We start from the raw sequence: 26,791 nt of genomic DNA on the forward strand, positions 1-26,791 counted from the left end.
TTTAAGGACTATGATTCGCAAGCTTGCCCGCCCCATGCTGGCATCTGTATTTGTATGGGAAGGCGTAGACAACCTGCGCAACGCGTCCGAGCATGTAAAGGAAACCGAAGGTTTCCTCAAGACCGTGCGCAAGGCCGTTCCTTCTGAGTACCAGGGCTATATTCCCAATGACCCGGAACTGGTTACCCGCGCTATTGGCGGCGCTAAGGTAGGCGCCGGCTCCACCTTGGCTCTGGGCAAGGCACCGCGCACCTCCGCTGCGGTTCTGGCCGCCGCAACTCTGCCCAACTTGATTGCTAAGAACAACTTCTGGGCTGCAGATAACAAGGAAGACAAGGAAACTCGCCGCAACGGCTTCCTTACCAATACCGCTTTGCTCGGCGCCTTGTTTATCGCTACCCAGGACACCGAGGGCAAGCCATCCCTTCGTTGGCGCGCACAAAAGGCTGGTCAGCGCACGAACAAGAAGATTCAGCAGGCGCTGCCTACCAAGTCTGAGTCCGAGCAGAAGCGCGAAGAGCTCTCCGCCCGTGCCAACGAGTTTTCCACCAAGGCCGGCGACTGGATCAACGAAACCTCTGCAAAGGCACAGGCATATGTAGATGACAACAAGGATGACTGGCAGTCCACCGGCCGCGGGTTGCTCGATACCGCAAAGTCTTACGTTGACGATGCCAAGACTTATGTTGAAGACAATAAGGACGATTGGCAAGAGTCTGGCCGCGATTTGCTGGGCAACGCAAAGTCCTTCATTGAGGACTCTGTCGATAACGCCAAGACCTATGTTGAAGACAACAAGGGTGACTGGCTTGAGTCCGCACAAGCCAATCGCGACACCGCCCGTACCGGTGCTGTAAAGGCCGCTACCAAGGCTCAGGCACGTGCAGATAAGGCCGTCGCCAAGCTGGATGGTGCGAAGTCCAAGCGCGCAAGCAAGAAGGCTTCCAAGCATGCTGAGAAGCTGCAAAAAGAGGCAAATAAGAAGATTGAGGCAGCAATCAAGAAGCTGGAAAAGCGCTCTAAGTAGCCACAACTTCTGCGGCCGAATAACTCGGCAGTGACACACGGCCCAGCCTTATGCTGGGCCGTTGTTCTTTGTCACGGCAGGGTCTAAACTCATCTCTCCCCTTGCCGGACAGCGTGCCCGGCCCATCCCCATCAACGTCCAATTACCAAGGAGTCACGTGAACTCAGCATCCAATAGGCACGCGGCGGCTGCAGGTTCCTCGGAGCGCACAGCCATCGCTACTGAGCAAGATTATGTGGACGGACTTTTTTCGCGCCTCGACGATGAGGTGGCGGCAGCCAATAGAAGGCTTAATGAGGTGCAGGCGGATGTAGATCCTTCCACGCCGGACGCGGACGCCTTGGTGCGCCGTGAAACCGAATACCACGGGCTGCAGGCAAAGCTTGATCGTCTCAATGTGGCCCAAATGGGCTTGGTCTTTGGCCGCATTGATATCGACGCCCCCGGCGATAATCCCACCCCCGAAGGCCTAGACCGCCGCTACATCGGCCGCATGGGACTAGATGCACGCGAAGATGACTATCGCACACTGCTTTTAGATTGGCGTGCCCCAATGGCGCGGCCTTTCTATCTCGCTACCACGGCCCAACCGGAAGGCGTCCACACCCGTCGCCAAATTCGCACCAAGGGACGCACCGTCACCGGAATACACGATGAGGTTCTTTCCGGCCCCGGTGTGCGAGAAGAAGAAGCAGGAGTCGCGAGCGAATCGGCGCTCTACCACGCCATGCAACGGGCACGTACCGGCCACATGGCGTCAATCGTGGAGACCATCCAGCGAGAGCAAGACGAGATTATCCGCGATAACACCCGCGGCGTCATGGTAGTAGAAGGCGGCCCAGGTACGGGTAAGACCGCTGTTGCTCTGCACCGTGTGGCTTACCTGCTCTATACCCACCGCGAACTACTTTCTGCCACGGGCGTCCTCATCGTGGGCCCTAATAGCAGCTTTTTGGACTATATTTCACGCGTGCTGCCAGAACTGGGCGAGACTGGCGTGGTGCTATCAACCATCGGCGGGCTCTTCCCCGGAATCGAACCAGAGCACGAGGAAGACCTCGTCGCTCGCGAAATCAAAGGTAGTGCCGCCATGGTGGAGATTCTCTCCACCGCGGTCAAGGACTATCAGCTTCTTCCTGCCGACCCACGCGAGCTGGCAATTGACGGACTCAGCTTAAGCGTTACGCCCAACATGGTGAAAAGAGCCCGCACCCGGGCCCGGCGCTCGCGAAAGCCACACAATGAGGCTCGCGGTGCCTTTATTGAGCACCTCGTAGAAGACCTTGCATTGCAGATGGCTGAAAAAGTCGGGGCCGATCCGCTCGGCGGGAAGAACCTCCTTTCGCGCGCCGATATCGATCAATTCCACGATGACCTTGCAGAAGATACGGCCGTTACTGCATTGATCGATGAGTTCTGGCCCGAGCTCCACCCCACCGACGTGCTTGCTAGCCTATTCTCCTCACCTGAGCGCATTGCCTCTGCTGCCCGCGGGTACGACGATGAAACTCAAGAGGCGCTCTACCGAGAACAAGGGCGAGCATGGACAGATTCGGATGCCGCCCTCCTAGATGAGCTAGCCGTCCTCATCGGCCTGCCCAACCCTGAGGAAAAGAAGGCAGCTGACGATGCTGCGTGGCGCGAACAAGTGGCAGAGGCAGAAGACGCTCTAGATATCTTGTCTTCTTCCGAGTCCACAGATAATGACGATGACATGTTTGAAGCGGAAATTCTTTCTGCCCATGATGTCATCGACGCCGAGACCTTGGCACACCGTCAGGAGGTACGCGATAAGCGCACCACTGCTCAACGCGCCCGCGAAGACCATACGTGGGCATATGGTCATATCATCGTGGACGAAGCCCAGGAATTAACTCCCATGGAATGGCGGATGCTCTTTCGTCGTTGCCCTTCGCGGTGGATGACCTTGGTGGGCGATACTTCCCAGACCGGCTCACCGGCGGGTGTTGATGATTGGGGCGAGGCCCTGAAGCCGTTCGTCGCGCAGCGCTTCCGTCACCATTTTCTCACCGTCAACTATCGCACCCCGCAGCCCATCACTGAGCTGGCTAATGGACTATTAGAGATGATTAACCCTGATGCCATCCCGGCTACAGCCATCCGTGATGGCGTGCAGGTGCGCCGACTTGCACAGGGCAGCTACACCCCTGGTGTACACAGGGAGGCAGACGGCAGGCTCACAGCAGTTATTGACGCCGCCACGGCAGAACGTTTCAAAGGCTTAGAGTTTGACCATGTGGTGGTACTCGATCCGAAGAGGATCGTCGATGCCTCCCCGCAGGGTTTGCAGAATCTCTATGTCTGCATCACTCGTGCTACCCAGTCGCTTACCCTCGTCGGTGACTGCGGCGAAGTTCTTTAGGCTCCCGTAAGCTTTAGGCCATGGCCTTATCTGACATTGCGCGCAAAACTGAAAGCTCGCTGAACACCTTTACTTTGAAGCGTTCTCTACGGCGGGGATGGAAGCCCCAGATTGTGGGCTATACCGGGTATGGCACCACCGAGCAAGTAAGGGTTTTTGGCCGCATACTCATGCACGATCCTGATGAAGGCAAAAAGGATTCCTGGGGTGAACGCGGCTACCAGCAGTTTCTTACTATTCAGGTGGGAAACCACGACATTTCAGTGACTATTGGTGAAAAGACCGTCGCGGGCACAACCAATAGCAACGGGTACGTTGACATCCTCGTTCACGAACATGGGTTAGAACCTGGTTGGCATACGGCAACGATCGAGGCCGCCAACGCGCAAGCCGTGGAAGTCCAGGTGCTCATCGTGGATCCGAGCGCCAAGATTGGCATCATCAGCGATATTGATGACACGGTTTTAGTTACGTGGCTGCCACGTGCGTTGACAGCGGCGTGGAACTCTTGGGCTAAGCGCCCCAGCAAGCGACAGGCCGTTGCTGGAATGGCCGAGTTCTATGCTCAGCTGCAACAGCGATTCCCAAAGGCCCCAGTGTTCTATCTTTCTACGGGAGCATGGAATACTTTTAGCTCGCTGAAAAAATTCCTGTCCCATCATAATTTCCCCGCAGGCCCCATGCTGCTCACGGACTGGGGTCCGACCGAGACGGGCCTTTTCCGCAGCGGACAAGAACATAAGCGGGTTCAGCTACGCAATCTACTCATCGCTTACCCGGACATGCAATGGATCCTGATCGGCGATGACGGACAGCACGATCCATTGACTTACGGCGATGTGGCTAACGAGCACCCAGACCGGATTCACTCTGTGATCATCCGCAATCTAAGCCCGCAGGAGCAGCTGCTCTCGCATGGCTCCCTGAGCCCCCTGGCAGATGCCAATGAAGAGGGCCATTTCACAATCCCACTGATTCAGGGCGCAAACGGCAGTGCCCTTGCCGCAGCCTTCAACGCCGCGCACCCCACGGAGTAAGCAGCGCTTAACGACGAAACCCGCCTTGGCCTCTTTAACAAGACCAAGGCGGGTTCAATCACCACATTTAGCTGACAGTGTGAACGATCATCACGTCGCAGTCCGACTGGCGAGCAACGTCTGCAGGTACGGAGCCCAGCAGGCGGCCGGTCAGGGAGTTGATGCCGCGGTTACCCACGATGAGCAGGTCAGCATCGTTGTCATTGACGATGGACATCAGGGCCTGCACCGGAGTACCAGGGCGAACAGCGGTTTCGACCTTAGAAGCACCGAACTTCTCGGCGTGAGCCTTGGCGTCCTTCAGGTTAGCCTCGGCCTTCTCATCGCCCAAAATGGTAACGGAATCCTGGCGCAGGGTCTTGGAAGCCTGCTCCTGGTTCTCGTAGTAAGCACAACCGATGATCAGATTGGAATCGAATGCGGCGGCAATCTTTGCTGCTCGCTCTACAGCGAGGAGGGAAGACTTAGAACCGTCTGTACCGACAACGATCGAGTTGTAGTCGCTCATGATGACCTTTCTTTGTGGGAATGTACCCGGTGTGTTTATTTAGCCTACAGGGGCATTACTGCCAGTGTAACAACGAGAAACGATTAACGTTCCTCGGTGGTATTAACTACGACGACGTCTACCGTTGACTTGTGGGTTAGTTCCGTTGGCACAGAACCGAAGACTCGACCACGGACGGAATTCACGCCGCGGTTGCCCACAACGAACAGGTCCACATCATAGTCCTGGCCTACTTCTAACAAGGCTTTTACTGGGTCTCCAGATTTTCCTACGATTTCAATGTGCTCCGCACCTTCCGATTCGGCGATACGGGTGGCATTGGTCAAATAGGTCCCAGCCATGTCCTCACTTACAACGGGCAGACCGGCTTCGTCGCCCCTCGGAGCGCCAAGCATGGATCCAGCGTGGTTATAAAAAGCTGAGATAATAATCAGCTTGGCGTCGTACGCCCGTGCCATGGACGCCGCTGCGCGAACCGCGCGCAGGGAGGTTTCAGAGCCATCGGTGCCGACGGCAATGTTTTTATAGGTAAGCATCATTCTCCTTGCAGTTGAACCATTTCACAGTGACAACTAAACGGCGCTTCTGGCACCTATTCAGTATAACTAGCGCAGCCGTTTAGAGAAGCACCCGCAGAATCAATCAGCACACTTTTAGGGGGAGAAAACTAAATTCCCGCTTCTTTCAAGCCGCGCAACTCCTTCTTCAGATCGGCAATCTCATCGCGTAGGCGGCCGGCCAGCTCGAATTTGAGCTCACGCGCGGCTGCACCCATTTGGGCCGAGAGGTCGTCGATAAGCGCCTGCACCTCATCGGTAGCCATATTAGAAATATCCCGCTTTTCCACCATGGCTGAAGGATCGGAATTAGCCTCCTCGTCTCCGCCGTCTTCATAGACTTGGTCAAGGATATCCGCGATCTTCTTACGCAACGGCTGCGGATCAATGCCATGTTCCCGGTTATAGGCAATCTGCTTCTCACGGCGCCGTTCCGTCTCCTCAATTGCCTCTTGCATAGAGTCGGTGATTTTATCGGCATACATGATGACCTCGCCAGACACGTTACGGGCAGCGCGGCCAATGGTCTGAATAAGCGAGGTTGTGGAACGTAGGAAGCCTTCCTTGTCCGCGTCCAAAATGGCAACGAGCGAGACCTCAGGAAGGTCAAGGCCCTCGCGCAGAAGGTTAATGCCCACGAGGACATCGAATTCTCCCAAGCGCAATTGCCGCAATAATTCGACGCGCTGCAAGGTATCGATATCCGAGTGCAGGTAGCGCACCTTTATCCCCTGCTCCAACAGGTAGTCAGTAAGGTCCTCTGCCATACGCTTAGTTAGCGTGGTCACCAACACACGCTCTTGCTTCGATATGCGAGTGCGCACCTCATCAATGAGGTCATCAATCTGCCCTTTGGTGGGTTTGACAGTAACCTTCGGATCCACCAGACCAGTCGGGCGAATTACCTGCTCTACGTATTCGCCATCCGAGGACGTAAGCTCGAAATCGCCTGGGGTGGCGGACATGTATACGGTTTGTCCGACCCGCTGTTCAAACTCATCGAAGGTCAACGGCCGGTTATCCACTGCGGACGGCAAACGGAAACCGAATTCGACCAAGTTGCGCTTGCGCGACATATCGCCCTCGAACATGCCGCCAATCTGTGGAACTGTAACGTGTGACTCATCGATGATGGTGAGAAAATCCTCTGGGAAGTAATCGAGTAGCGTAGCCGGCGCTGAGCCAGCCGGACGACCATCGACGTGACGGGAGTAGTTCTCGATACCGGAGCAGAAACCTACCTGCTCGATCATCTCCAGATCGTATTCGGTGCGCATGCGCAGACGTTGCGCTTCAAGCAGCTTGCCGCGGTTTTCTAGATCCTCCAAGCGCTCAGCCAATTCCTCTTTAATCGCTGCCACGGCCTTTTCCATGCGTTCGGGCCCGGCCACGTAGTGCGTGGCCGGGAAGATGCGAACCTCATCTACTTCCTCTATGACATCGCCAGTCACGGGGTGAATGTAATACAGGGAATCGATATCGTCGCCGAAGAATTCAATGCGCACCGCACGTTCCTCGTAGGCCGGAATGATATCTACCGTATCGCCCTTGGCGCGGAAGGTGCCGCGGGTAAACCCCACGTCATTGCGTTCATATTGGATATCCACCAGCAGTCGCAGGAACCGATCGCGGTCCAGCTCCTCATCAACAGAAATGATTACCGAGCGATCCAGGTAAGACTGTGGAGTGCCCAAGCCATAAATGCAGGACACGGAAGAGACTACGACCACGTCCCTGCGAGACAATAGTGCCGACGTAGCCGAGTGGCGCAGGCGCTCTACGTCCTCATTGATGGAGGAATCCTTTTCAATATAGGTATCGGTCTGCGCAATATATGCTTCTGGCTGGTAGTAGTCGTAATAAGAAACGAAGTACTCTACTGCGTTATGCGGCAAGAGCTGGCGCAGCTCGTTCGCTAGCTGCGCAGCCAGGGTTTTATTGGGCGCCATCACCAACGTGGGCCGCTGCTGCTTTTCGATGAGCCACGCGGCGGTGGCAGATTTACCGGTACCGGTAGCACCCATCAGCACAACATCGCGCTCATCACGGTTGAGTCTGTCATTGAGCTCTGCGATGGCGGAGGGCTGGTCACCAGCCGGTTCATATTCAGAAACGACCTGAAACTCGCCCGGGGTGCGCTCGACCTCGCTGACAACGCGGTGCTCGGAATTTGGAATAAGGGGATGTTCAGCAGCAAAAGCCATACCCACTACTCTACTGTTTAGGTGGCGCGCCTAGCTACGTTCAGGGCAAGGAGTTCTGCGCGGTGCGAAGCCATTCTTCCAACTCGCCAGTGGTCTCCCACAGCGCATAAACGGAAGACGTCTCGGGCCGCATCGCACTATTGATGCGGCGGCGCAGCCAAGCCTTTGACTGCGGCGTGTACAGGGGCGCGAGATCCTCGCGCTCGATGCCTTCCGGCAGTGCATCAGCCTTTAATTTCAACAAGGCGCCGAGTGCAATCATAGTTTCTGCGTCATCCGAGTCGATAGGCTCTGTGGAACATGATTGCTGAAAGCTTTTGAGATCGAAGGAACCATCCCGCAAGCTTGCGAGTAGTTCTCGCGCCGCGTGATTATCAAAAGGCCCAGTATCCCACGTTCCCACGGCGGGTAGCTTAAGCTGCCGAGGTTAACAAGACTTCGAAATGGCGTAAACTTTAGCTACCCAATGGTTAAACCTTCGGTGACTCCGCTTCAATGCGGTCCAGGACCTCAGTCGTTCGCACACGTAGCTGGTCAAGCGTGCCGTTATTATCAATGACGTGCGTGGCCGCGGCAAGCCGCACCTCATCCGGTACCTGTGCCGCAATGCGACGGCGCGCATCTTCCTCTTCTATCCCTCGAAAAGCCACCAGCCGACGAACGCGCTCTTCAGGATCCACATCGACCACAATGACGTAGTCCATGTCTTTGTCCAGGCCATTATCCACCAACAGCGGCATATCATAAACGGCGAAGTCACAGCCATCTCCACGCGCCGTCGCAATTTGCCGCTGTGTCTCCTCTTGGATGCGTGGATGGGTAATAGAGTTCAGCAACTCAGTGTGCTCTTTGTCCGCAAAGGCCCGGCGTGCCAATTCCTTGCGGTTAAGGCTGCCATCCGACAGCAGGATTTCCTCTCCGAAAGCTGCGGCCAACTCGGATAAAGCAGGCTTCCCAGGCTTCACAACGTCGCGTGCAATGCCATCGGCGTCGACCACTCGCCACCCGCGTTCACGGCACAAGGATGCAACTGTTGACTTACCGCTGCCAATGCCACCTGTAAGGCCAATGAGTTTCATGGTCGCCACCCTACGCGAAAAGGAGCCCCACCATACGCGATGGTGGGGCTCTTCATTGCAATTCAGGAGAAAGCGTCTCTTTTACTCTGCGTCCTCCGCCTTTGGAGAAATGTGCAGCAACACATCGCTCGAGGAAACCTGGCCAGGCTCGCCGGTGACAGTTCCAAACTTGGTGGCGTTAGTAACTACCACAGGGGTAATCAGGTTATAGCCTTTGGAGCGGATAAATTCCGGGTCAAAGGAAATCAATTTATCGCCTGCGGAAACGCGTTGCTTCTTTTCCACATGGACTTCAAAACCTTCGCCTCCCAGCTCCACGGTGTCGAGACCTACGTGAATGAGTAGCTGTACGCCGTTGTCCAAACTCAGTCCTACCGCATGGCCAGACTTTTGAACGGTGAGCACCTTGCCGTCGGCAGGCGCAAAGACCGCATTGCCCGCCGGCTGGACCGCCATACCCGGGCCCAGCTTTGCCGCGGCGAAAATGGGATCCGGAACTTCCGATAGAGCGACCGCCTCGCCCTCGAGGGGAGATTCCAGCGCAATAGCATCTTTCCCAGCCTGCTTAGTGGCCACGCCGGCAGCAGCAGCGCCTGCGGAGCTGGCGGGAACGGCGCCGCCCTCGATCGCGGAGTCTGTACCATTGCCCTTAAGGAACTTCATCTCTGCGCGAGCAGCTGCATCGTCAACAGTCTCGCCTTGTTCGCGCGCAATGCGCTCCAAGTCAGCTTGCTTTTCTTCTGCCGTGCGGTAGCCGAAGAACAAGGTGAGCAAGAAAGAAGTAAGGAATGCAGTCGTAATACCAAGGACATAGCCCAAATGCGGGGTCATGGCACTGGTGGTCAACGCCGAGGTAAAGACGAAGGCTTCTGCACGGACGTCGAAAAGACCGATGATTGCGCCACCCAAGGCACAACCTGGCAGCAACCGATAGTAGCTGCGGCGGAAGCGCAACAAGATGCCGTACAGGGAAGGTTCCGACACGCCACCTAGGATGCCCGCTGCAAACGCACCGATGGAAACCTGGCGCATAGCATTGTTCTTCTCCTTGAAGGAGATGACCATGACCGCGCCGACGACGCCGAAACAGGCGAAGTTCCATGCGCCCATCGGTCCTTGAATGAAGTCGTAGCCGTAGGTGGCGATGTTCTGGATCATGATGACGTTCAGCGGCCAGTGCAAGCCCATGGGAACGAGGAACGGGTAAAGCAGCGGAACAACTATAGCCAAGATGAATGGAGAGAAATCATTGATTTGATAAAGGACCCAGGAAATGCCGTTGCCCACGCCAATGCCGAACGGGCCAAGGAGGAAGGCCGTCGCCGGAATCATAATTAGCAGGGAGAAAAATGGTACGAAAACCATTTGTACCGCACTTGGGATAATCTTCTTCAGTCCCTTTTCCACCCAGTACAGGCCGATTGCAGCCAGAATCGGGGGAAATACCTGGGAGCCATAGGAGTTAATAACCAACGGCAGGCCAAAGACATTAGCGGTATCTCCTGCTTCGCCCAGGGACAAAAATTCCGGGGTAAGAAGTGCCGCTGGGATAGCGGCGGAGACCCACATGTTTGCACCCAGCTTCTGAGCCGCGGTCGCACCCACCATTACAGGTAGGAAGTAAAAGACCGACTGGAACATGGCGTGAGCCAAACGGAAGCCTTCCGGCTGCTCATCCAGCGGCGCGCGGAAGTCCTGAATACCAAAGGTGTCCGCCAAGATCAGCAGCATGATGATGAGCGAGGCGCCCAACAGTGCCCAGAGAACTGGGCGGAAGGTATCAGAAAGAAACTCGAAGCAGTAATCTACCCAGTCGTACTTGCCGCGGACGCCGTCGTACTCCTTCTTGGAGGACGCCGTTTTCTCACCGGAAGCGTGTACACCGGGCTGCTTGATGATTTCGTTGTAGTAGTCAGCAACGCCGCCACCCATGACTACTTGGTAGCCGTGGGCGCCTTGTGGCACGGTGCCTAGCACCGCTGGGTCGCTGTCGAGCTTTTCTTTATCAACTTTCCCCGCATCAGCAAGTTGGAAACGCAAGCGCGTCGCACAGTGCGTCAGCGACGTAATATTGTCAGCGCCGCCGATACTTTCAACGATGTGGGCGGAAGTGTCCTTGGTAGATGCCACTTCTTACTCCTAAGTTCAAATACCACTTATAACCAGTGCAGCACTGGCTATAACGTCATAGTTGAGTATAAGAGGATTCCCACATGAACAAAAGCCCGTTTTGTGGGCTTGCCAGGAGATTTTTGCCTCCCCCTTCTTAACTGCGCTGGTCAGCCACTTAAAAACCTCAAATGGCTCAGCAAACGTTTGCAGGGCCTGTCTCAAAGATCACAAAAGCCGCGCCCACCCCGTCTATATGACGAAGTGAACGCGGCCTTGAAGCTGAGCTCTAAACTCAGCAGGGAACTAAGCGGAAGCTTTAGTTGCCAGCGAGTTTGTCGCGCAGTGCGGCGAGCTGCTCGTCGGAAGCCAGGGAGCCGCCAACCTCTGCCTGAGTCTCGGATGCCGGAGCTGCATCAGAGGAATCAGAGGAGTAGTTGGAGGACTCTGCAGACTCAGCAGCCTCAGCGGCTGCGGCGCGGTTGCGCTCGATCTGAGCAGTGTGCAGGTTGAAGCGACGCTCGGACTCTGCGTAACGTGCCTCCCAAGCCTGACGCTGCTCGTCGAAGCCTTCCTTCCACTCGTTGGTCTCAGGGTCGAAGCCCTCAGGGAAGACATAGTTGCCCTGCTCATCATAGGAGTCAGCCATGCCGTACTTGGACGGATCGAACTCTTCGGTGTAGTCCTCGTCTGCCTGCTTAACAGACAGGGAGATACGACGACGCTCGAGGTCGATGTCGATGACCTTGACCATAACCTCCTGGCCAACGGTGACAACCTGGTCCGGAACCTCGACGTGGCGCTGAGCCAGCTCGGAGATGTGAACCAGGCCCTCGATGCCCTCTTCGACGCGAACGAAAGCGCCGAATGGAACGAGCTTGGTGACCTTGCCCGGAACGATCTGGCCCACAGCGTGGGTGCGGGCGAATACGCGCCACGGATCTTCCTGGGTAGCCTTCAGGGACAGGGAAACGCGCTCGCGGTCCAGATCTACGTCCAGAACCTCAACGGTTACCTCGTCACCAACGGTGACAACCTCAGATGGGTGGTCGATGTGCTTCCAGGACAGCTCGGAAACGTGAACCAGGCCGTCGACACCGCCGAGATCGACGAAGGCGCCGAAGTTGACGATGGAAGAAACAACGCCCTTGCGGACCTGACCCCTCTGCAGCTGGTGCAGGAACTCGGAACGAACCTCGGACTGGGTCTGCTCCAGGTATGCACGGCGGGACAGGACAACGTTGTTGCGCTGCTTGTCCAGCTCGATGATCTTTGCTTCCAGCTCCTGGCCGATGTACGGCTCCAGGTCGCGGACGCGACGCATCTCAACCAGAGATGCAGGCAGGAAGCCACGCAGGCCGATGTCCAGAATGAGGCCGCCCTTGACAACCTCGATAACGGTACCGGTGACAGGCTCTTCCTTGGCCTGCAGCTCCTCGATGGCGCCCCAAGCGCGCTCGTACTGCGCACGCTTCTTGGACAGGATCAAGCGACCTTCCTTGTCCTCCTTGGTGAGAACAAGTGCGTCAACCTCATCGCCGACCTCGACAACCTCATCTGGGTTGACGTCGTGCTTGATGGACAGCTCGCGAGAAGGGATAACGCCTTCGGTCTTGTATCCAATGTCCAGCAGTACCTCGTCGTGGTCAACCTTGACGACGGTACCCTCGACAATGTCACCATCGTTGAAGTACTTGATGGTGGCATCTACAGCTGCGAGGAAGTCCTCTGCGGTTCCGATATCGTTGATCGCAACCTGCGGGGTGTTAGAAGATGGCATATTAAGAAATGCTCCGAATAAATGTAGGAAATCGAAATTGGACAACTGCGCGTCTCTCGAAAAAAGCTTGCTAAGCTGCCCAAAGCAGCAAAAGAAAAGTATTCGATCCCGCCTCGTGATTGCTTAAAGCCTTCCTACAACGGCTTAGAACAACCCGTGGCATAGACACGCCCGTTCAACCCTACATCTGTCCAGCTTAAAGGGCAAATACAAGACGCAACTTTTTCTCCAAGGAGTTCTTCCCCCACTGTGATTTCCCCATCACAAGCAAATCAGGCCTACTGGGATGGCGACGCCGCTACCTACCATGCCGAGCACCCCGACTACCTTTCTTCCTTCTATTGGTGCCCAGAGATGCTCCATGAGGACCAAGTGCACTTGCTTGGCGACGTCTCGGATTCTTCCGTCCTGGAAATTGGCTGCGGGTCCGCACCGTGCACCGAGTGGCTCCAAACGCGTTCCCGCTTTGCCACTGGCTTCGATATCTCTCGCGGCATGCTCAACCACGCTGCTGGTGCACTTCCTTTGACGCAAGCCGATGCGCTGTCGCTCCCCTATGCCACAGAATCCTTCGACGCTGCTTTCTCTGCGTTCGGCGCTTTTCCCTTCCTCGCTAATCTCGACTTAGCTCTACAGGAGGTCTCCTGGGTCCTTAAACCAGGCGGTAGTTTTGTCCTCTCAGTCACCCATCCCATGCGCTGGATCTTCCCCGATGATCCTGCCGATTTAACGGCTGATATTAGTTACTTCGACCGCGCCTATCTGGAGCAAGACCGCGATGGCAACCTCACGTATGCTGAGTTCCATCGCACCATCGCCGACTGGTTCCAGGCCTTGCAGGGCAAAGGCCCGTTCCTTATCGAGGACATCATTGAACCCGAGTGGCCGCAAGACCTTAGGATCACCTGGGGCCAATGGTCTCCGGAGCGCGGCGAAATCTTTCCCGGCACGATTATTTTCGTCTGCCGCAATTCCCGCTAACCTATGAGCATGGTTTTGGACCGGATTGGCTTATTGATACGACGTGGCATTGCCTGGTGGATTGACAGTTTCCTAGCCGCTGCCATCGTCATGGTGGTGCGGTGGGTAGTGAATGCGGCAGCCGACCATCCGCTTACTGGAGAGACCTTAGAACTCTATAATGCCATTGCCGCCGCCGTGGTCTTTTACGTCTATCGAGTATGGGTGGAAGCTACGAAATCCACCTCGCTAGGTAAGTGGTCACTCCAGCTAGAAATCATTGCCACCCACCCAGGATTCTTCACCGCTTGCCTGCGAAATTCCTGGCTATTGCTCACAATGCTGACGCTGACAGGCTGGCCCGGAGTAATGCCGCTACTTTTAGCAATTCTCAGCATAAGCATGCTCGCTTTTGGTCAAACCCCTTTCGACATGCTCGCCAATTGCCTAGTGGAGCGCCGGCCTCAGATAGACACGCCTTCTTTTCGTGGCCAGAGGTAATAAGCAAGTGCGAAAATAACCAACGCAGCAAACATCCACCCGGACGGAAAGAGAAACGCAAGCGCCGTGGATACGACCATCACCCCAACGGCCGTCAATCGCCTGACCTTAGGGTTTGGCGCCACGCGCGCCATGATCATGGCCATCAAAAAGTAACACCCGGCTAAAACCGGGTACGAAATTGCAGAAACCTTATATTCTTCAAGGAATTGGGCTAGCCCGAGTTCATTAATATCGGCTGCAGGAAGATTCACTTGAATTGCCCACAGGCTTTCAAAAGTGCGGAGATTCCATTTATTTATTTTCTCTTCCGGAGTCACTGTGCGCTTTTCCTTTCTGTCTGAATGTCTATCGGTGTTCTAAGAACCGTATATCCATAACTTTTCTACAATGAACAGGCTATCTAAAAAAACTTAACGCGCATTCCGCCAAAGTTTCTGAACCTTCCGCTCTGCGTAGCCGGGTATACCCAGATCCTCGATAGCTTGTTTATTCCACGTCCCACGAACTTGGCCGTCCACCACAACAGCGCGGCGAAATACACCACGGTTTCCAGGGGCAAGTATCTCGTGAACTTCTGAAGTCATTGCAAATGACCGATCTCGGTATCCCAGGATGTACTCGTCGAAAGCTCCCAATAAGAGCACCGAACGCTTTCTTCGCGCCTCGGCCATATCCATTACAACTTTCGAGACAAAGTCCTGGGACTCTTCTCCACACCGCTCGATGTCCGGCGGAAGGCTGTCAGCTGCTAGCCTAATTAGTCTTTGCGGTAGCTTTGTCCACCACGCAAAGTCCCGCAGCGTCGCTGGGCCGTGAGTGCGGAAATATCGGACCATTAGGTCAGCGGTAGCTGCGACCTGGTCTCCATTGAAGGCTTCGTCTAATCCCGGCAACTCAACCGGTGTGATGAGTTGTTCGACTCCGGAGTAGACGGCGTGTCCGCTTTCCATTGCTACACGCACAACATGCCAGAAGGGCACCTCGGGCAACGTTGTGGCAGCCCGCTCCTTAAGCTCGGCACGCGAAAGCGGACGATCAATAAGCTTGTTTACCTTTGCCACTAACTCTGCGTCGCCCTTTCGCCGTTTAGCACAGAGTTCAGTTATCCAGCCTATGTCCTTGATAGAAGCCGCAAAAAGCGTATGACGCATGGGATATCCACGCACAATATTTCCGGCATCCGAGTGGTCTTGCGCCCGCAAGGCCAGCGATCGGCGCACAGAGTGCAGGTCTTGGCCTTGCATAACGCCGAAAGCGCGGGCCACCTCTTCCGCGCTCTGCCACCGCTGAACGGTTAAGCCTTGCGAGGCGAGCCTAAGGCGCGCCTTTTCTCGGCGAGAGAAAGAAGCCGCGCTAGTGGGCTGCGGCATCCCAATCCTTGCCGGCACCAGCGGAGACCTCCAGCGGCACGTTGAGCTCGATAGCAGAGTCCATCTCCCGCTCGAGAATGTCACGGATCTGGTCAGCCTCGCCACGGGCGACCTCAACTACCAATTCATCGTGGACCTGTAGCAGCACGCGGGACTTCATGCCCTGCAATGCGCGGTCCACGCGAATCATTGCCACCTTGATAATGTCTGCCGCGGTACCTTGAATCGGTGCATTTAATGCGGCTCGCTCTGCATTCTCGCGCGCTAGGCGGTTATCGGAGTTGAGCTCTGGCAAGTAGCGGCGGCGGCCGAAGAGGGTGGCTGTATACCCATCCTTACGTGCCTGGACCACAACTTCATCGAGGTATTTCTTTACCCCGCCAAAACGCTCGAAGTAGCTTTCCATGATGGACTTCGCTTCCCCAGCCGGGATGCCCAATTGCTGGGATAGGCCGAATGCGGACAGGCCATAGACCAAACCATAAGACATGGCCTTAACGCGGCGGCGCAGCTCCGGCGTGACTTGGTCGACGGGGACGTCGAAGACTCGGGAGCCGACGTAGTTATGCAGGTCTTCGCCGTCCTTATAGGCCTCGATAAGCCCGGGATCTGCCGAGAGGTGCGCCATCACACGCATCTCAATCTGCGAATAGTCCGCGGTCATCAGTTCTTCGTAGCCCTCGCCTACGACAAACGCGGAGCGAATCTGTCGCCCAGCCTCGGTCCGCACCGGAATATTCTGCAGATTTGGCTCCGTCGAGGACAAGCGGCCAGTCGACGTCACCGTCTGATTAAACGTGGTGTGGATTCGTCCATCCGGCTGCACGGTCTTGATTAGACCTTCGAGGGTGGTTTTCATCTTTTGGTACTCACGGTGAGCCAAAAGGTGGTCTAAGAACGGGTGGGGATTCTTAACCGCGAGTTGTTCAATCTCCTTGGCCGCGGTGGAATAGCCGGTCTTTGTCTTCTTGGTCTTGGGCAGATCAAAAGTCTCAAAGAGTACGGTTTGTAGCTGCTTGGGTGAGTTGAGGTTGAGCTTATCGTCACCGGCAAGCTCGCGGGCGGCACGTTCTTGTTCGGCGACCTGCTCTACGAAGGCATCCTTTTGTGTTTCGAGAATGTCTACGTCAACAGCAATGCCGGTAGCTTCCATGCGCGCCAAGATGGTCACCAGGGGCAGCTCCAAGTCGGTATAAAGTTCGAAAGAATCAATCTCCTGCAGCTCCGCGGTCAACCTTTCCGCCAATTCCATAATGGCTGCGGCTTGATCTACCAAGGTGGAATCATCCAGCAAGGAAAGCTGCTCCGTGGCGGCGCCGAGGGTCTTTAGGAGGTGGCGCTGGTAGACGTCGGCAAGCGCGTAAGTGCGCTGACCAGGGCGCAGCAAGTAGGCGGCAATGGCCGTGTCATGGGCAATACCCGCCAGCTCAATGCCGCGGCCGGCGAGCATATGGAACGCGGCCTTGGCCTCGTGGAAATACTTCGGCGCATCGGAGGCCAACCACTGCGCTAGGGCCTTATCGTCCTCGACAGAAAGGTCGCCCAGCTCCACTTGCAGGCCGTGGCGTTCCTGGTCTACGAAGGCAATCGCCGATGCATCACCCTGTCCAGGGTTTCCCTCGCCTTGGACATAGACCGCAACATGCTCTCGACCAGGCAGCCACTGGGACAATGGCTCATCATCGATGACTGTCTCTAGCTCTTGGACCTCCTCGGTCTGCTCCGCTGCCTCAGCGCCGTCATTGGGAATGGCGGCCAGGACGCGATCGCGCAGGTTGGTGCCAAACTCGAGGTCATCGAATTTAGCAGCAACGTCCGCAACCTTCGCCTCCTTGAAAGCCAGATCGTCAGGGCCAACCTCTAGGTCCATATCCGTGATCATTTGGGTGAGCTTGCGATTCATCTGCACCTGATCGATGCGCTCGCGGAAGTTATTGCCCACCACGCCCTTGATTTCTTCGGCGTGCTCAACCAGTGATGCCAAGTCTCCGTATTTAACAATCCACTTAGTCGCCGTCTTCTCGCCCACCTTGGGAATGCCCGGCAAATTATCGGACGGATCACCGCGCAATGCAGCAAAATCTGGGTACTGCGCAGGTGTGAGACCATACTTCTCTTCCACCGCGGCGGGCGTAAAACGGTGGAGAGTGGATACGCCCTTCATGGGATAGAGCACCGTCGTGGAATCGTTTACCAATTGCAGGTAGTCACGGTCACCGGTGACGATGAGGGTCTCATAAGCCTGCGCCTCAGTCGCCAGCGTGGCCAGGATGTCGTCGGCCTCGAAGTTCTCGCGGGAGAGGGTGGTAATCCCCAGCACCTCGAGCACCTCGCGGATGATGTCAACCTGGCCCTTAAATTCCTCCGGCGCGGCTTCACGCTGCGCCTTGTAGTCTGGGAACATTTCGGTGCGGAAGGTCTTTCGCCCTACATCGAATGCCACCGCGATGGCATCGGGCTTCTCCTCCGCCACGATATTGGAAAGCATCGATAAAAAGCCATATACGGCATTGGTGTGCTGGCCGCCCGAGGTAGAAAAGTTATCCACCGGCAGGGCGTAGAAGGCACGAAAGGCCATAGAGTGGCCGTCAATGAGCAGAATTCGAGGCTGTTTAGTAGTCACCTGCCCCATCCTAGAGAAGCGAGCCGACATACGAACACCCCGGTGCACATTTATTGGATGACGTGGGCATTCCCCCGCTTCCTCTACCCAATTAGGAATTCCCCTAGTCCCTGCGCTACTATTTTCACAGTCAAAGGCAGCAAGCCTTGGCACTGTGCGCCCCTGTAGCCCAATTGGCAGAGGCAACGGATTCAAAACCCGTCCAGTGTGAGTTCGAGTCTCACCAGGGGCACAGATAGAAAAGACCTCGCATGTACGGTAAATCGAAAAGCGGGGTCTTTTTCATGTTCGCCCCTCCTACCGACGTGTAGTTGAACGGGTAGAAGCTTGCCAGGATTTCAAGCTCTGGAAGCATAGATAGGCCGTCAAAAAGCCGCAAATACTAGCCTGTGTGACCCGTATGGCTTCCAAGCTCGCCAGTTCCGCCCTCAACGCGAGATAGCCAAAGCCGCAGGCAGAGGCGATGGAGTACACCCCCATTAACAGAAATCTCTTTCTAGTCGCCTTAGCTAACGTCTTTTTAAGGTGGAAAAAGGATGTAACCCACGAAAGGGCTGCTAGGGAGCGAATAAGTAGAAGTACACCCATTATCCACCGCCTCACGCGTGCATCCTCGATTCCGTCGAATGAACTACGGTGAATAACGACAAAAGCGTCGACATAATCGTCGAAGCGAACTATGCACAGAACTAAGCCAAGTACGGAAAGCATGAGAACGAACGCAACAACCGCCAGGAACATTCCTTCGACCTTATCCCCTAGGTTGTCCCCAGACTTCTGTGTTTGATCACTAGACATTTCCCAAACCTCACATCTCGCCGCCTTGTGCTCGAGGCGCCTTTCAGCCGCCAGCGAAACAATCTAGGACATCGATTCCAAAATTTAAGCACATTTCACGTTACATACCGTAAACTATCATTGACACTCTGACAAGAGTCTCCTATTTTGGGCTGTGTAAATTTGGCACACCTTCCACATTGAGGAGATTTCATGAACCGATTGCGAGTGGAAAGAATAAAAGCGATAGTTTTCACTGCGTTGACGCTCATTACATTGTTGGCAATGATGGCCGTGCAATCCCCTTCCCTAGCCTGGATACCCGTCGTGTTGGGTGCAGCCTCCGCTTGGTTTTGGTGGAAGGTGGATTATCTCTCCAAGCAGGGCGAAGATTAAAACCAAAACCCGCTTAGGTTCTCTCCCCTTATGGCGAAGAACCTAAGCGCTTTGGTGCAGCTAAAGCTTTAAAGCCTGATACTGCAAAATCCCTCTACCCAGTGCTTTAGAGCCCAACTCGGGCAGAGTCGGGAGGTGATACTTACGCAGGAGCGCGTTAATCTGCGGGATGGAAGCCTTCAGTTGCGGCAGTGCTAGTCCAATGAGGCCAGCCACCCCTGCGATACCAAGGATTGCTCCTAAGATGGCAGGCTTCGAACTCGTACTAGAGCTCAACGCGGAGCCATCCGTGGCAGGTTGCGCGGTATCGGCCGGCTTGCCATCGTTGTGTGCACGGGCGGTAAGCCACTGGTCCTTGCCCAGGACGCCCTGAGTCAGGCGGGTCTCGCCGATCCAGCCATACCACGGGTCTTGTGGGCGCTGGTTGTCAAAGCCACCACCCATGACCCACTGCAGGTCGCGCGGGAGGAGTCCCTCGGCGCCTACGGCATTGCGCAGGATGGGCGCGCCGTTGATGAACATTTCGACGCTATCGCGTTCGGGATCATTGACCACGGCGATATGCATCCACTCGTCTTTGGGAACCTCGTGGGACCACACGGTAGAGCCGCTTCCCTGCTTCGGCTCCGCCCACCAGCGCAGCTCGCGGAGGTTAGAGATACCGAACATGACGGTTGGGTCCGTGTCCTCGGAGCCGTCTACCAGTTTATTGATGGCAGAGTCACGGCTGAGCGCACTTCCCCAACCATGCTGTGCGCCGTTGAAATCCTCCGGAATCTTGACAAAGGATTCGAAGGTATATCCCTTGGTGGTATCGACGCTATTGGCAGCCGCGCCCTTATCGGTACGGAACTCGGCATTGCCAACTTTGCCGGCAGGGTCAGACCAGAAGAGGGAGCCGGCATCAGAGGACAACGGGTGATGGTCGGTGCTATAGGTCACCCTGTCTCCGAGCATGGCGCCAGCGCGATGCAGGTCGCTGCCAGAATCGCTGGCAATATCGGGGATGGTGGTGCCACGGCCGGCAGGGGCGCCATCGACAAGCGCATGCCCATCCTTGTCCCGCGCTTCGCCCGGGCGCCAGTGGAATACCGTGTGGTCGTTTGTGGCAAAATCGTCCGCACCCTTAGGAAGCTCGTCCTCCGCAATGGTGTAGGGCCTATAGCCCTCAGCGGCGATGTCGCGGGCGCGCTGCGCTAAGTCCGGCTGGTGCCCCTCACCCACGGTGAATTCTGGCGCGAAAGAGGAAAAACGCTGTTCAAAATCGAACGGAATGCTATAGCTATCGCCCTTATCATCCAAGGTGAGCTTATCGAACTGCGTGAGCTCCTCATGCGGCTTTTGCGCCACCCACGGCGAAAGCGCGGTCATCTCCAGCTGCTTGCCCGTAAGGTCAAACTCGAGCACGCCCAATAAGCCATTGCCACCCTGGTAGGCCATCTGATAGTCCTGCAAGATGGAAACGACGTCATGTCCGGCATCGTTCTTGTCCACGCGGTATCCGGCACCGTGGTGGTGGCCGCCCATCACGAGAAAGATCTGATCATTGCTCTTGATGAACTTATCCCACAATCCCTTGCCATAGTCATCGGAATAGAAGACGTTTCCTTCACCATCGATATTGAGCGCCTCATGAGTGGTCACAATGACCGGAAGGTCTGGATGCTTATCAATGATGCCTTGCGCCCAGGCAATAGCCTTCTCATCAGCGCGCCAGCCCAGGGCTAGATTGAGATATTTCTGGCCTTCAGCTTCAAAGATATGTGCCTCGGAATCATTATTGACCGCGGTGTAGCGCTCTTGAAAAGTCTCCGGGTTGGCGGCCTTAGCGCGGTCGGCGCTAAACCACTTGTCATACGGGTGGGCTGCCGCACCTTCCACATCCATATCGTGGTTGCCTGGCAGGATCGAATAGTTCAAGTCCGAATCGTCGAGGACCTGCATGGCCTTATCAGCTACCTGCCATTCGCCCTCCACGTTCCACTGGTCTACAACATCACCCAGGTGAGTGACGAAGTCCATGTTCAACTCGTCTTGATGGTCCACTAACCATTGGGTTTGCGCCAAGTAGGGTTCGCTGCCGTAGCGAGCTTGGGCCAGGTTGCCGGTCTCTGGGGTGGAATAGCGCGAATAGAACTGGGTATCCGGCAGTACACCGATGCTAAAACGAGAGCCTTCGCTTGGCGACGCCCCCTCGGGCGCCCCCTCCGCAGCACTTGCTGCCGGCACAAAAATGAGGTTTCCCACCACCGCGGTGACAGTCACCGCGGGCAGGACAAAACGATTCTTCATAGAGAGTCCTTGGTCACTGAAAAGGAATGTTTGCACGGGAGAAAGACGGGAATACGCAGGAAATAGTAGGCAGTCAATCTTTCAGTTAGTTGACGCCTACGTAAACACCAGACTGAATAATGGGAAACTTTTAGTTTCTTCCATATAGAACAGCCCTGACTGCAGGAGGCCGCGCCTACCATGCCCCAAACTGCATAGTTGCACTTAAGTGTATTATTCTGACAGAATATTCATGAACGAGGATTCGCCTCAATGATTGTTTCACCTCTACGGTTAGAGAAATCACGTCCCTTTCCGTGGCGGATAACCAATCGCCTTTCAATGAAAGATATGCATCACTATTAACAGCGGTCCACATGGCCACCACCGGGAAGCACTTTCTCCCCGCCCGCCTAGGCCAGTCGCCCGCCACTCCAGCCCTCTCCCAGGTAGATTTTAAATTTATGCAATACATTTTGAACGCTATCCGCGGTGCCCTCATCGGCATGGCCGAACTTGTGCCCGGAATCTCCGGTGGCACCGTGGCGCTCATCGTGGGTATTTATGAACGCGCAGTCCACAATGCCAATGACCTCATCTCTGGTCGCTTCAAGAGAGTCGAGTGGAGCTTCCTTGTCTCCGTAGCAGTCGGCATGTTTATCGCAGTCTTCGCAATGTCCACCGTGCTATCTAACTTCGTGGAAAATCACGTATCCGCGTCCGGGGCACTATTTTTGGGCATGGTTGCCGTGTCTATTTTCGTACCACTGTCTATGCTGTCCAAGCAGGAGCGGTTGCGCCCTTCTTCCATCATTGCGTTTGTGATCGCCACTATTGCCATCTTCTTTATCACCGGCTTTACTTCCGAGCCGCATGAGAACCCCAGCCTTATCGTGGTCTTCTTTGCCGCCGCCATTGCTGTGTGCGCACTCATCCTGCCGGGCATTTCCGGCTCGCTCATCTTGTTGACCATGGGGCTCTACCAACCCATCATCGGCGCTGTATCGGATCGAGACCTTGGCACCATAGCCGTCTTTGCGCTGGGTGCCTTGTGCGGCCTCGCCGCGTTTATCAAGGTCTTGAACTTCTTACTGGATCATCACCGAGCCCCTACGCTGATGGCCATGGCAGGTTTCATGCTCGGTTCTTTGCGTGCACTGTGGCCGTGGGGAGCTGACCAGGATGCCTCCAGCGGCATTATCATCGGCATGTTCATCATCGGCGCTCTTATCGTTTCCGCGTTCATTTTCATTGACCTGAAGAAAGCACGCGCCATAGATGAAAGGACGGCGCAGAAATAATGCCGCGCACGTTTTCTCGCCGCGCTACAATTGCCGCGGTCCTTATCCCAACTTTGGGTTTAAGCGCTTGCGTCACCAACGAGGAAGATTCCACTCCAGAGGGCTGGGAAGAACCCCACACCTCTGTAGTACCGGAGATTGCCGCCATGTATGACGACAATGATGGCGTCCTCACCGCTGGCACTAACCCGCCCTACGCGCCATTTCAGCTTAAGGATTCCCACGGAGCCCTCCAAGGCGTCGAGCTTGACCTAGCCCGCGCTGTAGCAGGTGTCTTGGGCCTCGACTTCCAGCCCTTGGAGCAGGACTTCTCCATGATCTTGCCGGCCGTGCAATCGGGCCAGATCGATATGGGTGTCTCCGGTTTTACGGATAACCCAGACCGCCGGAATGAATTCGACTTTGTAGACCACCTCTACGCCGGTATCCAGTGGGCCGAGCGCGTGGACGGGCCTAGGAAGGTCGACCCCGATAACCCCTGCGGATTGACAGTCGCAGTGCAGCGCACAACGGTCTCCGAAACCGATGATGTTCGCCCTAAGCAAGAAGCTTGTAATGGCGATCTCACCGTCTTGTCTTATGACACCGGGGATAACGCCGCGCTGGCCGTCCTGATGGGGCGCGCGGATGCCCTGTCTGCGGACTCCCCGGTCACAGCGTGGGCGGTCAATCGCTCTGAGGGAAAAATGCAGCAGGTAGGCGATATGTTCCAAGCCTCGCCGTATGGCTTCGCAGTTCCTAAAGATTCCGATTTGGGCAAGGCATCGGCCGCAGCGCTGCAGCACCTCATCGAAACCGGCGAGTATGCAGAAATTTTGTCCCGCTGGGGCATCGAGGATGGATTAATAGACCAGGCAATGATTAATGAAAGGCCGATCAATGGTTAATGAGAATGCGGCGACGCCGGCTACGGCCAAGCCTAAAGAAGAACCCGCGCAGATCGAGGCCCGCCCGCTGCGCCATCCATGGCGCTGGGTCTTCGCTGGTCTACTCATCGTGCTGGGAGTGTGGTTCATCATTGCCTCCGCCCGCAACGAGGCTTTTGGCTGGGGAACCTATTTCCAGTACCTCTTTGATAAGCGCATCGCGCTCGCTTCCCTGCACACCATCGCCATCACTATTTTGTCGATGATCATCGGCGTTATCGGTGGTGCCGTGCTTGCGGTCATGCGCATGTCACCTAACCCGGTGCTGCGCGCCGTCTCCTGGATTTTCCTCTGGGTATTCCGTGGCACGCCGATTTATGTCCAGCTGGTGTTTTGGGGTCTGCTCTCTGCCATCTACCAGTCCATCAACCTAGGCTTTACCGAGGTGTCTTTGCAGACCATCCTCACCAACGCCTTCTTCCTTGCGGTGATGGGCCTAGGACTTAATGAAGCGGCCTATATGGCTGAGATTGTGCGCTCGGGCATCACTTCCGTTCCAGAGGGCCAAAAGGAGGCCTCCAAGGCACTCGGCATGTCGTGGTGGATGACCATGCGCCGAACCGTCCTTCCGCAGGCCATGCGCATTATCATTCCCCCTACGGGCAATGAGTTTATTTCCTTGCTCAAGACCTCTTCCCTCGTGGTGGCCATTCCTTATACAGAGGAAATCTTCGGCCGTACCACGGATATTTCCGCCGCCCTTTTCCAGCCCATCCCGCTACTATTAGTCGCGGCTTCTTGGTACCTCGTGGTTACTTCCCTACTTATGGTGGGTCAGTACTTCTTGGAGCGCCGCTTTGAGCGCGGTGCAACCCGCGAACTCACCGGCCGCCAGCTAGCTGCTCTTGCAGATGCTGAAGGAACCATTCCCCGCAACGTATCCGTGATTTCGGAGGCTCAAAAATAATGGCTACTCCCATGATTTCTGCCCAGAACGTCCACAAGTCCTTCGGGCAGCTTGAAGTCCTCAAAGGCATTAACCTCGAGGTCCAAGCCGGCGAGGTGGCCTGCCTTTTAGGACCTTCGGGGTCCGGCAAGTCTACCTTCCTGCGCTGCGTTAACCACTTGGACAAAGCAACGGCCGGGCGCTTATACGTCGACGGCGAGCTGATTGGCTACCGCGAGAAAAACGGCACCCTCTATGAGATCAGCGAAAAGGAAGCCGCCGAGCAGCGCTCCGATATCGGCATGGTCTTTCAATCCTTCAATCTCTTCCCCCACCGAACGGTGATTGAAAACATCATTGAGGCACCGGTGCAGGTGAAGAAAATCCCAGAGGAAACCGCCCGCGCCCGCGCCATGGAGTTGCTCGAGGATGTTGGCTTAGCCTCCAAGGCCAATAATTACCCCGTACAGCTCTCCGGCGGCCAGCAGCAGCGCGTTGCCATCGCTCGTGCGGTAGCCATGGATCCTAAGCTCATGCTTTTCGACGAACCCACGTCAGCCCTTGACCCAGAGCTTGTCGGCGAAGTACTACACGTAATGAAGGATCTCGCGGCCGAGGGCATGACCATGCTCGTAGTCACCCATGAGATGGGTTTTGCCCGCGAGGTGGCAGATAAAGTCTTCTTCATGGACGGCGGCGTGGTCATCGAGTCTGGTAGCCCCGCTGAAGTGCTGGATAATCCGCAACAGCCACGTACCAAGGACTTTTTGGCCAATCTACTCTAAGCCCATAGCACATGATTGACTGTGCAAAGACCCGTCAGCTTCTGTCTCTGCAGAGGCGACGGGCCTTGTTCATGGTGGAGGTGTTTAACCGAGGCTCACCAGGCCGCGAACCAATGCGCTCGCTGCGCCCAGTCCGGCAACACTAAGCGAGAGCACGCGGGCTTTCTCCCGGGGCACACGCTGCGCGATGCGGGTGCCGGCCCAAATCCCGACGAACATTCCCATAACTCCGGCGGGCCACATTACCCAGGGCAAACCATCAAAGTGTGCCGCCCCCGTAAGCGTCTTTGTCATGACAGAAAAAAATCCGCCTACGACAAAAATGGGTTGCAGCGTAGCTGCGTACACTTGCTGAGGCCACTTTGCCGCTTGCGCGTAGACGGTAATAACTGGGCCTGCCACACCGGCCAAGGTATTGGTAAAGCCGCCGAGGATGCCCGCGGAAATCGCTGGGCCTTTGCCTTCCATTGCCGGGACAAACTTCTTGCCAAAGGTCACTACCGTCAGCGCGGCCAAAAGCGCAAGGCCCACAACGACCATAAGACCTGCTGTATCCATGCGCCTAATGAGCAGCGCCGCGGCCAAGGAACCAATCACCATGACCGGGGCTATGAGTCCAAATTTCTTCCAGCTGACATTCTCGCGCACGGAATAAGTGGTCAGCACCGCATTAATGCAGGCTAAAACGTTGATGACCAAGATTCCTTCTACCGGCCCCATAATCAGCATGAGAATAGGACCGCCGATGAGACCGAGGCCCATTCCAGATACTCGCTGGAGGGTCGAGCCTACGACCACAACGAGAAAAATGACCAGTGCTAGGCTCACTTTCGGTATTTCTCCTTTACCGCACGGCCTACGGCTTCAGGAAACATGCCGGTCACGTCCCCGCCAAACTTCGCCACCTGCTTACACAGTGAGGAACTGATATAGCCGTATTTTTCGTCCGTGAGCAGAAAGACGGTATCAATGCCGGAAAGGCGCCGATTCATCTGCGCCATAGGCAGCTCATATTCATAATCTAGGGAGCTGCGCAGCCCTTTCACCAAAACATCCACCCCATGCTCAGTGGTGTAGTCCACCAAAAGCCCAGAGCAGTAGTCCACCTTGATGGAAGAATCCACGCTCTGGCGAATTAGTTCCATACGCTCATCCACGCTAAAGAGCCCGGAGGGTTTGTCAGGATTACCGGTTACCAATACGGTGACCTCATCAAACATTTGCTTAGCGCGGTTAATGATGTCGACGTGACCTAAGGTCACGGGGTCGAATGATCCTGGGCACACGGCCTTAGTCATGCTTTTGTCG

General features: G+C 55.8%; 23 protein-coding genes and 1 tRNA gene. 11 read left to right on the forward strand and 13 right to left on the reverse strand.

What is annotated here, in order from left to right; all coding sequences use genetic code 11:
* The first annotated feature begins 10 nt into the window (after positions 1 to 10).
* The 3 genes from MHK05_RS06525 to MHK05_RS06535 all read left to right on the forward strand — a co-directional run bounded on the left by MHK05_RS06525 (position 11) and on the right by MHK05_RS06535 (position 4,447).
* Complete coding sequence (locus MHK05_RS06525; protein ID WP_023021646.1) at positions 11 to 1,027, forward strand: DoxX family protein; 1,017 nt, start codon at positions 11 to 13, stop codon at positions 1,025 to 1,027.
* A 157-nt stretch (positions 1,028 to 1,184) separates the two neighbouring features.
* On the forward strand, positions 1,185 to 3,410 hold the full coding sequence (locus tag MHK05_RS06530; protein WP_239205584.1) for a HelD family protein: 2,226 nt from the start codon (positions 1,185 to 1,187) through the stop codon (positions 3,408 to 3,410).
* Between the two features lie 20 nt (positions 3,411 to 3,430).
* Entirely contained in the window at positions 3,431 to 4,447 is a 1,017-nt protein-coding gene (locus tag MHK05_RS06535) for an App1 family protein phosphatidate phosphatase (protein ID WP_239205586.1), read from the forward strand.
* 67 nt (positions 4,448 to 4,514) lie between these two features.
* Here the strand turns inward: MHK05_RS06535 and MHK05_RS06540 are convergent, their stop codons facing one another.
* The 7 genes from MHK05_RS06540 to rpsA all read right to left on the reverse strand — a co-directional run bounded on the left by MHK05_RS06540 (position 4,515) and on the right by rpsA (position 12,684).
* Positions 4,515 to 4,955 carry a universal stress protein gene (locus tag MHK05_RS06540; protein ID WP_005323273.1) on the reverse strand — a complete coding sequence of 147 codons (441 nt, stop codon included), beginning with the start codon at positions 4,953 to 4,955 and terminating at the stop codon, positions 4,515 to 4,517.
* A gap of 83 nt (positions 4,956 to 5,038) precedes the next feature.
* Positions 5,039 to 5,491, reverse strand: coding sequence for a universal stress protein (locus MHK05_RS06545; protein ID WP_023021649.1), 453 nt, complete (start codon positions 5,489 to 5,491; stop codon positions 5,039 to 5,041).
* A gap of 131 nt (positions 5,492 to 5,622) precedes the next feature.
* On the reverse strand, positions 5,623 to 7,716 hold the full coding sequence (gene uvrB, locus MHK05_RS06550) for an excinuclease ABC subunit UvrB (protein ID WP_239205588.1): 2,094 nt from the start codon (positions 7,714 to 7,716) through the stop codon (positions 5,623 to 5,625).
* Positions 7,717 to 7,756: 40 nt separating this feature from the next.
* Positions 7,757 to 8,119, reverse strand: a complete 363-nt coding sequence (locus MHK05_RS06555) for a DUF4259 domain-containing protein (RefSeq protein ID WP_051138343.1) — start codon at positions 8,117 to 8,119, stop codon at positions 7,757 to 7,759.
* 67 nt (positions 8,120 to 8,186) lie between these two features.
* Positions 8,187 to 8,795 carry a dephospho-CoA kinase gene (gene coaE, locus MHK05_RS06560; protein WP_239205590.1) on the reverse strand — a complete coding sequence of 203 codons (609 nt, stop codon included), beginning with the start codon at positions 8,793 to 8,795 and terminating at the stop codon, positions 8,187 to 8,189.
* A gap of 81 nt (positions 8,796 to 8,876) precedes the next feature.
* Positions 8,877 to 10,925, reverse strand: a complete 2,049-nt coding sequence (locus MHK05_RS06565; protein ID WP_239205592.1) for a glucose PTS transporter subunit IIA — start codon at positions 10,923 to 10,925, stop codon at positions 8,877 to 8,879.
* 298 nt (positions 10,926 to 11,223) lie between these two features.
* On the reverse strand, positions 11,224 to 12,684 hold the full coding sequence (gene rpsA / locus MHK05_RS06570; protein ID WP_239205594.1) for a 30S ribosomal protein S1: 1,461 nt from the start codon (positions 12,682 to 12,684) through the stop codon (positions 11,224 to 11,226).
* A gap of 249 nt (positions 12,685 to 12,933) precedes the next feature.
* Between rpsA and MHK05_RS06575 the strand changes: the two genes are divergently transcribed.
* Complete coding sequence (locus MHK05_RS06575) at positions 12,934 to 13,665, forward strand: class I SAM-dependent DNA methyltransferase (RefSeq protein ID WP_239205596.1); 732 nt, start codon at positions 12,934 to 12,936, stop codon at positions 13,663 to 13,665.
* Positions 13,666 to 13,674: 9 nt separating this feature from the next.
* On the forward strand, positions 13,675 to 14,145 hold the full coding sequence (locus MHK05_RS06580) for an RDD family protein (protein ID WP_239205598.1): 471 nt from the start codon (positions 13,675 to 13,677) through the stop codon (positions 14,143 to 14,145).
* Here MHK05_RS06580 and MHK05_RS06585 read toward each other — a convergent pair.
* From MHK05_RS06585 to polA, 3 genes are all read right to left on the reverse strand, one after another.
* A complete protein-coding gene (locus tag MHK05_RS06585) occupies positions 14,109 to 14,465 on the reverse strand; it encodes a hypothetical protein (protein ID WP_023021657.1) in 357 nt (118 codons plus the stop codon). The genes MHK05_RS06580 and MHK05_RS06585 overlap by 37 nt on opposite strands.
* 93 nt (positions 14,466 to 14,558) lie before the next feature.
* Positions 14,559 to 15,518 (reverse strand): DNA glycosylase AlkZ-like family protein, encoded by a 960-nt coding sequence (locus MHK05_RS06590; protein WP_275436461.1) that lies wholly within the window; start codon positions 15,516 to 15,518, stop codon positions 14,559 to 14,561.
* Positions 15,502 to 18,150: a DNA polymerase I gene (gene polA / locus MHK05_RS06595; RefSeq protein ID WP_239205745.1), complete on the reverse strand. Its 2,649-nt coding sequence runs from the start codon at positions 18,148 to 18,150 to the stop codon at positions 15,502 to 15,504. The genes MHK05_RS06590 and polA overlap by 17 nt, the downstream gene beginning before the upstream one ends.
* Before the next feature lie 149 nt (positions 18,151 to 18,299).
* On the opposite strand from polA, the gene MHK05_RS06600 reads away from it, so the two are divergent.
* A tRNA-Leu gene (locus MHK05_RS06600) sits at positions 18,300 to 18,373 on the forward strand.
* Positions 18,374 to 19,131: 758 nt separating this feature from the next.
* Positions 19,132 to 19,314, forward strand: a complete 183-nt coding sequence (locus tag MHK05_RS06605) for a hypothetical protein (protein ID WP_239205600.1) — start codon at positions 19,132 to 19,134, stop codon at positions 19,312 to 19,314.
* A 60-nt stretch (positions 19,315 to 19,374) separates the two neighbouring features.
* On the opposite strand, the gene MHK05_RS06610 is transcribed toward MHK05_RS06605, so the two are convergent.
* A complete protein-coding gene (locus tag MHK05_RS06610) occupies positions 19,375 to 21,606 on the reverse strand; it encodes a LamG-like jellyroll fold domain-containing protein (RefSeq protein ID WP_239205602.1) in 2,232 nt (743 codons plus the stop codon).
* 443 nt (positions 21,607 to 22,049) lie between these two features.
* Between MHK05_RS06610 and MHK05_RS06615 the strand changes: the two genes are divergently transcribed.
* From MHK05_RS06615 to MHK05_RS06630, 4 genes are read left to right on the forward strand one after another with little or no spacing between them, the layout of a single operon-like run.
* Entirely contained in the window at positions 22,050 to 22,886 is an 837-nt protein-coding gene (locus MHK05_RS06615; RefSeq protein ID WP_034656484.1) for a DUF368 domain-containing protein, read from the forward strand.
* Entirely contained in the window at positions 22,886 to 23,773 is an 888-nt protein-coding gene (locus MHK05_RS06620; RefSeq protein ID WP_023021664.1) for an ABC transporter substrate-binding protein, read from the forward strand. The genes MHK05_RS06615 and MHK05_RS06620 overlap by 1 nt, the downstream gene beginning before the upstream one ends.
* Positions 23,766 to 24,719 carry an amino acid ABC transporter permease gene (locus MHK05_RS06625; protein WP_023021665.1) on the forward strand — a complete coding sequence of 318 codons (954 nt, stop codon included), beginning with the start codon at positions 23,766 to 23,768 and terminating at the stop codon, positions 24,717 to 24,719. Before MHK05_RS06620 ends, MHK05_RS06625 begins: the two co-directional genes overlap by 8 nt.
* Positions 24,719 to 25,483: an amino acid ABC transporter ATP-binding protein gene (locus MHK05_RS06630; RefSeq protein WP_275436463.1), complete on the forward strand. Its 765-nt coding sequence runs from the start codon at positions 24,719 to 24,721 to the stop codon at positions 25,481 to 25,483. Before MHK05_RS06625 ends, MHK05_RS06630 begins: the two co-directional genes overlap by 1 nt.
* 84 nt (positions 25,484 to 25,567) lie before the next feature.
* On the opposite strand, the gene MHK05_RS06635 is transcribed toward MHK05_RS06630, so the two are convergent.
* Positions 25,568 to 26,311: a sulfite exporter TauE/SafE family protein gene (locus tag MHK05_RS06635; RefSeq protein ID WP_023021667.1), complete on the reverse strand. Its 744-nt coding sequence runs from the start codon at positions 26,309 to 26,311 to the stop codon at positions 25,568 to 25,570.
* Positions 26,308 to 26,781, reverse strand: coding sequence for a pantetheine-phosphate adenylyltransferase (gene coaD / locus MHK05_RS06640; protein ID WP_023021668.1), 474 nt, complete (start codon positions 26,779 to 26,781; stop codon positions 26,308 to 26,310). Before coaD ends, MHK05_RS06635 begins: the two co-directional genes overlap by 4 nt.
* Positions 26,782 to 26,791 lie beyond the last annotated feature (10 nt).

Source organism: Corynebacterium nasorum, assembly GCF_022347325.1.
GTDB classification, from domain to species: Bacteria; Actinomycetota; Actinomycetes; order Mycobacteriales; family Mycobacteriaceae; genus Corynebacterium; species Corynebacterium kefirresidentii.

Coding starts and splice junctions, on each gene's coding strand:
- MHK05_RS06615 (WP_034656484.1), top strand. CDS start 22,050: ATGCAATACATTTTGAACGCTATCCGCGGTGCCCTCATCGGCATGGCC.
- MHK05_RS06625 (WP_023021665.1), top strand. CDS start 23,766: ATGGTTAATGAGAATGCGGCGACGCCGGCTACGGCCAAGCCTAAAGAA.
- polA (WP_239205745.1), bottom strand. CDS start 18,150: ATGGGGCAGGTGACTACTAAACAGCCTCGAATTCTGCTCATTGACGGC.
- MHK05_RS06540 (WP_005323273.1), bottom strand. CDS start 4,955: ATGAGCGACTACAACTCGATCGTTGTCGGTACAGACGGTTCTAAGTCT.
- MHK05_RS06535 (WP_239205586.1), top strand. CDS start 3,431: ATGGCCTTATCTGACATTGCGCGCAAAACTGAAAGCTCGCTGAACACC.
- MHK05_RS06590 (WP_275436461.1), bottom strand. CDS start 15,518: ATGCCGCAGCCCACTAGCGCGGCTTCTTTCTCTCGCCGAGAAAAGGCG.
- MHK05_RS06525 (WP_023021646.1), top strand. CDS start 11: ATGATTCGCAAGCTTGCCCGCCCCATGCTGGCATCTGTATTTGTATGG.
- MHK05_RS06620 (WP_023021664.1), top strand. CDS start 22,886: ATGCCGCGCACGTTTTCTCGCCGCGCTACAATTGCCGCGGTCCTTATC.
- MHK05_RS06610 (WP_239205602.1), bottom strand. CDS start 21,606: ATGAAGAATCGTTTTGTCCTGCCCGCGGTGACTGTCACCGCGGTGGTG.
- MHK05_RS06545 (WP_023021649.1), bottom strand. CDS start 5,491: ATGCTTACCTATAAAAACATTGCCGTCGGCACCGATGGCTCTGAAACC.
- rpsA (WP_239205594.1), bottom strand. CDS start 12,684: ATGCCATCTTCTAACACCCCGCAGGTTGCGATCAACGATATCGGAACC.
- MHK05_RS06580 (WP_239205598.1), top strand. CDS start 13,675: ATGGTTTTGGACCGGATTGGCTTATTGATACGACGTGGCATTGCCTGG.
- coaD (WP_023021668.1), bottom strand. CDS start 26,781: ATGACTAAGGCCGTGTGCCCAGGATCATTCGACCCCGTGACCTTAGGT.
- coaE (WP_239205590.1), bottom strand. CDS start 8,795: ATGAAACTCATTGGCCTTACAGGTGGCATTGGCAGCGGTAAGTCAACA.
- MHK05_RS06605 (WP_239205600.1), top strand. CDS start 19,132: ATGAACCGATTGCGAGTGGAAAGAATAAAAGCGATAGTTTTCACTGCG.
- uvrB (WP_239205588.1), bottom strand. CDS start 7,716: ATGGCTTTTGCTGCTGAACATCCCCTTATTCCAAATTCCGAGCACCGC.
- MHK05_RS06630 (WP_275436463.1), top strand. CDS start 24,719: ATGGCTACTCCCATGATTTCTGCCCAGAACGTCCACAAGTCCTTCGGG.